This is a genomic window from Sphingobium indicum BiD32 (assembly GCF_000382885.1).
GTDB classification, from domain to species: Bacteria; Pseudomonadota; Alphaproteobacteria; order Sphingomonadales; family Sphingomonadaceae; genus Sphingobium; species Sphingobium japonicum_C.
The window spans coordinates 1-9,563 of the sequence record NZ_CAVK010000212.1 but is presented as its reverse complement, the minus strand read 5'-3'; the positions used below and the strand labels follow the sequence as shown (position 1 = coordinate 9,563).

The 9,563-nt window shown below is 57.3% G+C and carries 6 protein-coding genes and 1 pseudogene; 4 read left to right on the top strand and 3 right to left on the bottom strand.

The window, feature by feature from the left end:
- The first annotated feature begins 119 nt into the window (after positions 1-119).
- Together EBBID32_RS19570 and EBBID32_RS19565 are read left to right on the top strand one after the other, a co-directional pair.
- Positions 120-2,525, top strand: a complete 2,406-nt coding sequence (locus tag EBBID32_RS19570) for a TonB-dependent receptor (RefSeq protein WP_006964618.1) — start codon at positions 120-122, stop codon at positions 2,523-2,525.
- A 172-nt stretch (positions 2,526-2,697) separates the two neighbouring features.
- Positions 2,698-3,717: an IS110 family transposase gene (locus EBBID32_RS19565; protein WP_006964616.1), complete on the top strand. Its 1,020-nt coding sequence runs from the start codon at positions 2,698-2,700 to the stop codon at positions 3,715-3,717.
- Between the two features lie 668 nt (positions 3,718-4,385).
- Here the strand turns inward: EBBID32_RS19565 and EBBID32_RS19560 are convergent.
- The 3 genes from EBBID32_RS19560 to EBBID32_RS19550 form a co-directional block, all read right to left on the bottom strand.
- Complete coding sequence (locus EBBID32_RS19560) at positions 4,386-5,570, bottom strand: epoxide hydrolase family protein (protein WP_006964613.1); 1,185 nt, start codon at positions 5,568-5,570, stop codon at positions 4,386-4,388.
- Between the two features lie 86 nt (positions 5,571-5,656).
- Positions 5,657-6,622 carry a sterol desaturase family protein gene (locus EBBID32_RS23280; protein ID WP_051093391.1) on the bottom strand — a complete coding sequence of 322 codons (966 nt, stop codon included), beginning with the start codon at positions 6,620-6,622 and terminating at the stop codon, positions 5,657-5,659.
- 304 nt (positions 6,623-6,926) lie between these two features.
- On the bottom strand, positions 6,927-7,874 hold the full coding sequence (locus EBBID32_RS19550; RefSeq protein WP_037492003.1) for a LysR substrate-binding domain-containing protein: 948 nt from the start codon (positions 7,872-7,874) through the stop codon (positions 6,927-6,929).
- A gap of 100 nt (positions 7,875-7,974) precedes the next feature.
- Between EBBID32_RS19550 and EBBID32_RS19545 the strand changes: the two genes are divergently transcribed.
- Together EBBID32_RS19545 and EBBID32_RS25025 are read left to right on the top strand one after the other, a co-directional pair.
- On the top strand, positions 7,975-9,336 hold the full coding sequence (locus tag EBBID32_RS19545; protein ID WP_037492000.1) for an MmgE/PrpD family protein: 1,362 nt from the start codon (positions 7,975-7,977) through the stop codon (positions 9,334-9,336).
- 39 nt (positions 9,337-9,375) lie between these two features.
- Positions 9,376-9,534: pseudogene (locus EBBID32_RS25025) on the top strand (aldolase/citrate lyase family protein); the annotation flags it as partial.
- Between the last annotated feature and the right edge of the window lie 29 nt (positions 9,535-9,563).

Below are 9,563 nucleotides of genomic sequence, written 5' to 3'. Positions count from 1 at the left end.
AATCTAGGGGCTACTCAGATAGGTTCGCACCTTATGACCCATGAGTAGAATGGCGCTGAGAGTGGCGGACATACAAAGACCGACTCCATTGCACCGCGTTTTTTTGGGGAGGAACTAATATGCGAAATGATGTTTTATCTTTCCGTTGTGCCGTCAGGGCTGGTCTGCTTGCGGGCGCGTCGACAATGTTCGTGCTGAGCAGCGCGCCTGCGCTGGCGCAAGATGCGTCGACATCGGACACGAATTCGAACGATATCATCGTGACGGCCCAGAAGCGTGCGGAGAGGCTCGAGGAAGTGCCAATGTCCGTGTCAGTAGTGACCGGCGAAACGCTTGCCAATTCGGGCGTCACAAGCCTTCGCGATTTGTCGAATGTCACATCTGGATTTGTGCTGGGATCGGCCGGCGCTGGCGCACAGCCGGCGCTGCGCGGCATCACGACAGCCATCAACGGTAATTTCGAAGGCAATATCGCCACCTATGTGGACGGCGTCTATCAACCAGCCCCGATTTCGCTCAATATCGATCTTCCCAATATCGAAAGCGTTCAGGTTCTGAAAGGTCCGCAGGGTACGTTCTATGGCCGAAACGCCGCAGGCGGCGCCATCCTGCTAACCACGGCGATGCCGTCAGACAGCTGGACCGGCAAGGCCGAGTTCACGTATGCCAGCTTCAATGACAGGCGCGGGAACGCTTATATCTCCGGCCCCTTGGGAGAGAATGTAGGTGTCGGCGTGGCCGGGTACGTGCGCCGCAGCGACAGCTACGTCAAACTGGCGAGCCGCACCACGCCTGGAGCGGCAACTTGCTGCGCGCTTCCGATCGAGCAGGAAATGCTGCGTGTCAAATTGAAAGCTGACCTGTCCGAATCGTTCCGGGCCATTTTGGCGTATAGTTATGTTAGGGTCGACGATCCGCATTTGATGGCCTTCTCACCCATTGAGAACGTCAATCCGGGCGGCTCTTTCGTCTACACCAGGCCTGGAGGCGCCACGCTGCCAACCGGTTTAGGCATTATCGCCACCGATTTGGACACTGTTGCGCAATTCAAGCAACACGAGAGTGCCTTAACTTTGGAATTGGATACCGGGGTCGGCACGATCAAGTCTATAACGAGTTATTCCCAATTAAAGAGTGATGTTCGATTTGACTTCGATGGTTCGTACATTCCAGCGAACTATGGCAGTTCTCAGTTCACCGGTAAAACCTTTCAGCAGGCTATAGATTTCACGACAAGTGCAATCGACAAAGTTGATCTCTCTATTGGCGGAATGTATTTTCGCGATCAGACAATTTATGACCCCCTGGCCGTTAATTATTCTGGGCTGAATCCGCTGAATCCTGGAACGACGCCGGGGACTATCGCCGACTATACCGCCATATCTACATTGGACTTCAAACAGACAAAAGATGCATTTGCGATCTACGCTGACGTAACTTATCGCCTAACCGACAAATTGTACATCAATGTTGGCGGGCGCTATAGCCACGAAAAGCATGATGTTTACTCCAGCACGACGGGCATTGCTATTCTTGCACGAGCCCCGATTAACACGAGCGGTACGTTCTCGAAATTTACGCCGCGCGCTTCGATTCGTTATGAGATATCGCCTCGTACCAATGCATACTTCACATATTCCAAGGGTTTCCGCAGCGGTGTTTTCAATTCAACGCCGCCGAGTTGCGTAAACGCGACGCCGGTGGCATCCGATTGTTATTTGCCGGCCAGACAGGAATCGATCGAATCATTTGAGGTCGGTTTCAAGACCGCTGGGAACGACTATCGATTCGATATCGCCGGATTCTACTACAATTACACAGATCTACAGATCAGCGCGACGAGGCAGACCAGCGCCGGGACACCAGTCGTCGATTTTGTCAACGCACCCAAGGCCAGCATCTATGGCATCGACGCGAGTTTCGAGTTCAAGCCGGTCGAAAACTTCACCATCAGGGGCAGCGCCCTCTATCTGCATGCCCGCTATGGCGATGGGTTCATCTTCGGCGGCCTCGGGGTCAACCCAGCGGCGGCTGGCTTGAATGTCAACACCGACCCCCTCAAGAGGTTTGTCAACGTCAACCAGAATCAGGATCTTTCCGGACTGCCGATGTCGCGTTCGCCAGAATTTTCCGGTAACCTGGGAATGGATTACAATATTCCGCATGGCGATGGAGGCCTTCGCTTCTCGGCGAATCTGAAATATACCTCAAGCTACGTCCTGAGAAATCCGTCGATTTGGTGTCAGGCCACGCCGGTGACATTGGCGGGTGTTACCTCGACCTATAATTGCGCGGGCATCCCTGCGGGGCGGCTTCGTGAGCAACGGTTCGTTCAGAATGGTTATGCGCTGGTCAATGCTTCGATTACCTGGACCGATCCCAGCGACCACTACTATGTCCGGATCTGGGGAACCAACTTGACCAATCATATCTATCGTCAAGATGCCAACGGTTCGGGTAGCGGCACTTATGCTGCACAGGCCGAACCACGCGTGTTCGGCGGTACGATTGGTGCCAAGTTCTGACGTCAACAAGACGCAAAAGTGGCTAAAAAGCAAAGGGACCGGAGTAATCCGGTCCCTTTTTGTGTGCCCGGCAGCTTTGTTGCATAACATGACGTGATGGGGTGGACGGCCCCCGCACCGAGGTAGGTGTGTAAGATGCGGCTGTCGGAAGCCACGTCTAGAGGAGTCGTCCATGTCCCAGGAGATCGTTGTTATCGGCCTCGATCTGGCCAAGAACGTGTTCCAGATCCACGCCATCGATGCGCAAGGACAGCCCGTCGTACGCCGGCAGCTTCGCCGAGCAGAGGTCCTGAAGTTCTTCGCCAAGCTGCCGCCCTGTCTTGTCGGGATGGAGGCCTGTGCCTCGGCCCACTATTGGGGCCGAGAGATCGGCGCTCTTGGTCACCGGGTGCGGCTGATGCCGCCAGCCTACGTGAAGCCATACGTGAAGCGCGGCAAGACTGATGCCGCCGATGCCGAGGCGATCTGCGAAGCAGTGACCAGACCAACCATGCGGTTCGTGGCGGTGAAGTCGGAAGAGCAGCAAGCTGCACTCATGCTGCACAAGACCCGCGACCTTCTGGTCCGGCAACGGACCATGCTGATCAACGCATTGCGTGCGCACCTTGGCGAGTACGGGATCGTGAAGGCCCAAGGCCCTGCCGGCGTCAACTCGCTGCTGGCGCTGGTGCAGGAAGCGCAAGATGCCGTGCCGGTTCATGCGCAGTCGGCCCTGCGTAGCATCGTGGCTCAGTTCCATGCGCTTGTTCGCGAGATCGGACATCTCGAGAAGCAGATCCTCGACTGGCATCGCCACGACGAGGTCAGCCAGCGCTTGGCGACGGTTCCCGGCATCGGACCGATTACAGCGTCGGCCATTGCGGCAACAGTACCAGATGCCTCGATCTTCCGATCAGGCCGCCAGTTCGCGGCCTGGTTGGGCCTGACACCGCGACCGCACAGCTCGGGCGGCAAGGAACGGCTTGGCGGCATCACCAAACAGGGTGATGGCTACCTTCGACGCCTACTTGTCGTTGGGGCCACGGCCGTGACGCGAATGACCCGCAAGGACCGAGCGAAGCAGCCGTGGCTGGCCAGACTGCTGGCGACCAAACCGGCAAAGATCGCCAGCGTGGCTCTGGCCAACAAGACCGCCCGGATCGCCTGGGTCATCATGAGCAGAGGAGAGGTATATCGATCGGCAGCGGCTTGAGCTCTGGGGAGCGAAAGGCAGCGCCCACGAGATGGTGCGGGGTGAATGAGTGGTGATGACAGACCGGTCAGACCGGGGATCGTGTAAACCCAAGGGGAGCAGGCGCTAACCAAGCGCGTTGACGTGATCAGGGAAACGATCCGCGGACTTCATCAGGGCCAGCAGCCATGCAGTGCTGCGCGAACAGGCCGGACACATGGATGCACCCGACCGGTGCTCATCAATGCCCAAAACCTCTTGCACCGCGGGGGCCGTCCACCCCATCACGTCATCGGCCGCCGCCGTGTAAACGGCAGGAATCAGAAGGTGATGCCTAGGGTGCCGCTCCGGTCGAGCAAGGACCCTTGGGCCCCTCCATTTATCGCATGATGGGCTCGGGTTGCGGGTATTCACGCGTGGATCCGGCGCGGACCTGACCACAGGTTACTCGATATCGTCGTAGGACATGAGGTTTTGTCCCACCGGAATAAGCGCGCCGGGTGGGACGCTTCTATCTTGCGCCGGGCTCAGACCATTCTTACGACAGACCTCACCAGACGACAGGCCGGCCTACTGCTTCTTGATCCGGCAAATGATCTGTTCCTCGGTGAAATGGCTCTTCCTCATTCGTCTACTCCTTCGAGTGGGGCTGACTTAGCATCAAATCGAAGGTGCTAGCGGGAGGCGGGTCAGCGGAATCCGCTGAAGAATCCGCGTAGTTCATCAACAAAAAGTTGCGGCTGTTCCAGCGCCGCGAAGTGGCCGCCCTGAGGCATCCTTTTCCAGTGCACAATATTGTACGCCCGCTCAGCCCAAGCGCGTGGGGTGCGGCGGATATCTCCCGGAAATTGGGCGTGGCCAGTGGGCACCATCAGCCGTTCGCCCAAGCTTGCGGAAAAACGCCCTGGCCCCAGTGACTCGTAATAGAGCCGCATCGCCGAATTGATCGTCCCGGTCACCCAGTACAGCATGATATTCTCGAGTAGCTGATCTTTGCTGAATGCGCGTTCGACCTCTCCGTCGCAATCACTCCAGGTGCGGAATTTCTCGACAATCCACCCCGCGAGCCCTGCCGGAGAATCAGTGAGACCATAAGCCAGCGACTGCGGCTTCGTTGACTGAATGGCATAATAGCCGGATTCCCTAGCGTCATAGGCCTTTTTCCATGTCACGTATGCGATCTCATCGTCGGTCAGCCCCGCGAGCGGATCATTGGGGTCCGGTGGACTGCCCCCAATCATGTTGAGGTGGATCGACGCGACCCGGTCAGGGCGCTGTTCTGCCATGGCGGTAACTATGCGCGCGCCCCAATCACCGCCTTGCACGACGTAGCGGCTGTAACCCAAGCGCTCCATTAGCGTTACGAAGGCGGCAGCGGCCGAATTCGTGTCGAAGCCCTGCCGCTGAGTTGGTCCCGACCAGCCATAGCCGGGAATTGACGGCGCGATAACGTGAAAGGCATCGCGACGGCTTCCGCCGTGCCGGGCGGGATCCGATAGCGGTCCGAACACCTCGAGAAATTCCGTTACTGAGCCGGGATAGCCGTGGACGATGACAAGCGGGATCGCATCGGGTTCGGGTGAGCGGATGTGATAAAAGTGGAGATTCTCGCCATCAACCTGGGTCATGTACTGCGGATAGGCGTTGAACCGCGCTTCGGCGGCATGCCAGTCGAACTGGTCCGCCCAATACGCGCAAAGCTCCCGCAAATATTCGCGTTCGGTGCCATAGTCCCATTCGGCACCGTCCAACTGGTCCGGCCAACGTGTCCGTGCGAGGCGCTCGCGCAAGTCATCGACGATTGCTTGTGGCGTAGCGCATTGAAAGGGCACAATGGCGTTGCGGCTGTGGTGAGCGTGGGTCGTTTCTCTCATGTTATGGCCTGTCCGGAAGCAGGCACTCCCTAAATCGATTTTCAGGATCGATGTCGCGGAGTGCCCGCATTGAATGGATGGTGTGATCAGCGCCTGGCAGGTCGGATTTGGCTCCAGAAATGCACAAAGGGTTCGAAGTATAGTTGGCGCATGGTCTGGTGTGGGTTGTTCTCGCCAAGTTCATCTTCGGTCAGGCCGCAGCGCCAGGTCTCACCTTTTTTAGGCATATAGTACGTGCCGAAAACGAAGTCCCAGAATGGAAGATTCTGAGAGAAATTCGTGTCGCGATGGCGAAGCTCTGCACTGTGATGAATTTGATGGACTGCCGGGCCAGGGATGATCAAGTTCAGCCAGCCAAACGATAGCGGGATGTGTGAATGGCCAAGGCGGTCGAACGAAATAAGTCGTGCATATGCGACCAACGATATGACGATAACGTTCACAGGTGAAGCGTTTACCCCGCACAGGTAGGAAGCGATTTGCGAGCCGAGCGGAAAGCCGATAGCTGCCACACCGAAGAAGAGAAAGTGTTCAATCGGATGAACCCGAGCCAGCGCAAAAAAGTTGAGATGTTCGACCGAGTGATGCGTTCGATGGAAGCTCCACAGCCAGGGAACCTGGTGGGTTGCTCGGTGGACCCAATAGTCAAAGAAACTGGCGACCAGCGTTGCGCCAATGTATTGAAATAGTGCGATCGCCCAGAGCGCATGCACTACTTGAGGTCGAGGGCCGAACCAGCCGGTCAGAGTTGCACCTACATCGATCGTGATCCACGTCCCGATTAGCAGGAACGCGAGTACACGCAGGGGGCTTATGACTACATAATTCAAGACCCAGTTCACTGCATCGGTTCGAGCTTGGGGGCCGGAGTACATATACTTGGGAAAAGCCTGCCCAAGCACCGTTGATAATGATATTCGTCCATTGTTAAGCAGTGATTTTATGGCGAAATATAACGGCAGGATGATCAGAAAGGCGATCGACGGCACGGCTAGAAATTTGATGGTCCCGGCCTGCGCGTGCAAGAAAGATTGCCATATGGAGTTAGACATAGCTCCGTTCCTCTCATCTTTGTTCTAGTGCCAAAATTACTGCGGGCGGCTGAGAGTTGTCCTATCTTTCGGCAGGTCAGGTTGCGGTCAGGAAAGTTTGTCTGCAACGTTCGAGAAGCCCGTTCGCCGGGGGCGATAGGTTGGCATGCGGCAGTCTTTGCGGACTTTGTTCGGTGATCGGCCGATCTGGCGGGCACCGTGATGCTGTTCGAACTCGTTCCGCGGCATGCAACCTGCTCGCACGCCAACCGGCGTTAAACCTGGAATGCACGCGGGTGCCGTCGCTGCGGCAGGTACAATCTGCCTACTCGGACGAATGTGGATCGAAGAGCAATCTCGCTGACCATCGGCCAATGTTCACCTGGTCGGCAATTTCACGGCGGACCATTTTGGCCAATGTCTTTGCGGTGCGGGATGTCGTGCCAGGATGCGTGCCCAGAACCAGCTGTCGGTTGACGGTCGGTTCTACGATAGGGGCCCAGCGCAGGCGCCCGGCTTCTGCTTCTCTGACGATGGCCGAATATGGCATCATGGAATAGCCAAGATCTGATTCAACCAGTTCCTTCATCAGCACGAAGGAGTCCGCTTGGAATCTGACACTGAGTTTCACTTTCGCCTTGACTGCGGCATTATCCGCCACGACCCTCAATCCATGGGGGCGACTTGGGAGAATTAGGGGAAGGGCCGCCAGATCCTTGAATCTGACGCTCCGTGATGGTGAGAGATCGCTTTCCGCAGACCCGACCAAGCAAATCTCCTCGATCAGGAGGTCTTCGGTCTTCAATTGCAGATCTGCGGCTGGACCATACAGGATTGCCACGTCAATCTCCCCTCGCTGCAGCCAATCGATGAGATGCGCTGCATAGCCCTCGACAACTCGTAGCGACACATTCGGCGCCTGGTTGACGACCCGTTTCGCAAGAGCCCCGGCCAAAACGTGACTGACTGTCGGAGGCACTCCGATAGCGATGTTTCCCGTCACCTCGTCGGAGAGGGAGCGGATGTCCTCGACCACCAGTTCGATCTGGCGAAGTGGTCCCAGCAGGCGCGAACGAAGTTCTTCGCCTGCAGATGTCAATGACATTCCTCGGCGATGTCGAGCGAAGAGGGGAACTCCCAATTCGGCTTCAAGTAGGCGCATCTGACGACTGAGTGCAGGTTGTGCAACCCGCATCCGATCAGCGGCGCGGCTCAATGAGCCAAGGTCTGCGATCCAAATGAAGCTTGCCAGACGTTTGAAGTCGACGCCCATCAGATATAACTACCCTATATAGCACATGCCTAATTCAAACATTCTCATATACAAATTTACCGGATAGGAAAAGCCGTCCGGGGATGAAGGTGAATGAGTTATGTCGGTGACCGCCACTCTTTCTCACTATTGCGCGACGCTGAAGTCTGACGATCTTCCGCCACGCCTTGTCGAGCGTGTCCGCGCCTTGGTTCTCGATCTGTTGGGGAGTATCATTCGTGCCAACGTTGAAGCCCCAGCAGCATCCAGCCTGAAGGCGGGCGCAGTCGCAATGGGCATGTACGGCGGAACTGCAACGGTTTTCGGCGACGGCGACAAATGGAGTCCAGTAGGTGCAGCTTTTCTGAATGCGGCGCTTGGCCATGCTCTGGATTTCGATGATACGCACGCGCCCAGCACGTTGCATCCAGGGGCCCCTGTTATCCCGGCGGCTTTATCGGCCGCAGGATTGATCGGCGCCTCCGGTTCTGATCTCGTGGCAGGGATCGTTGCCGGATACGAAACGACCTGCCGGATCGGCTTGGCTTTGCCGGCAGGCGAGCACTACGCACGTGGCTTCCACCCCACGGCCACCTGCGGCGTCTTTGGAGCCGCTGTAGCAGCAGGGCGTATTCTGGGGCTCAATGCTGATGAGATCGAAAGCGCCATAGGCATAGCGCTCAGCCAGAGTGCGGGTAGCCTGCAATTCCTGGTCGATGGAGCCTGGACGAAGCCGTTCCAGGTCGGCTGGGCTTCGCAAGCCGGCCTCTCCGCTGCACTCCTGGCTCGCGAAGGATACCGGGGACCGAAGGCGGGGCTGGAAGGGCGGCACGGGTTCCTTCAGGGATATGCGCCTTCACCCCGCCCCGGGCGCATTTGCGAAGATCTCGGAACCGTTTTCGAGGCTCTGGCCACAGGGATCAAGCCTTATCCTTCCTGCCGATACGGGCATGCGGGTATTGACGCGGTGCTCGCATTGCGACCGGAACTGGACACCCCACCGGCCGCTGTGGATCGGATCACATATGGGCTGTCTCGAGCTGGCCTCCTGTTGGTTGGAGCGCCTCTTGCGGACAAGCAGAACCCCGGAAACTTGGTCGGTGCGCAATTCAGTGCGCCCTTCGTACTATCGATGGCCTTGCTGCATGGGGGAATGACGTGGGATAGCTACGGCAAGATCCAAGATCCCGAAGTGCGGGCCCTCATGGCAAAAGTCGATTGTGTTCATGATGCTGATATTGAGGCTGAATTTCCTCAGAACATGTCGGGTCGAATCATCATCGAAGCCGGGGGTGTGCGCTACGAGAAAACGGTGATTGTTCCCTTGGGCGAGCCTGCGAATTTTCTTTCCGACAGCGCAATCCTGACGAAGTTCGAGGGCTTGGCGCGGCCGGTGATCGGGGACAGGCTGCACGACATAGCAGCAGCCGTGAGCAAGCTGAACGAATTGGATAACGTCCAGACTTGGCTGAAGAAATGTTGATTATCCAGAGTCTTCCGTTTCGCTGAAGGGGAGTTGAGCATGATTCCGCGTTCGCTGCTGTTTGTGCCGGGTGACCGGCCGGAGCGCATGGAAAAGGCTGCGATTTCGGGTGCGGATGCCATCATCCTCGATCTTGAAGATGCAGTGAGCTTGGCGCGCAAGGAGATTGCTCGCGATGCAATCGTCCGGTTTCTGGCGCTGCATGATGGTTAGCGGTGCGAGCGGCC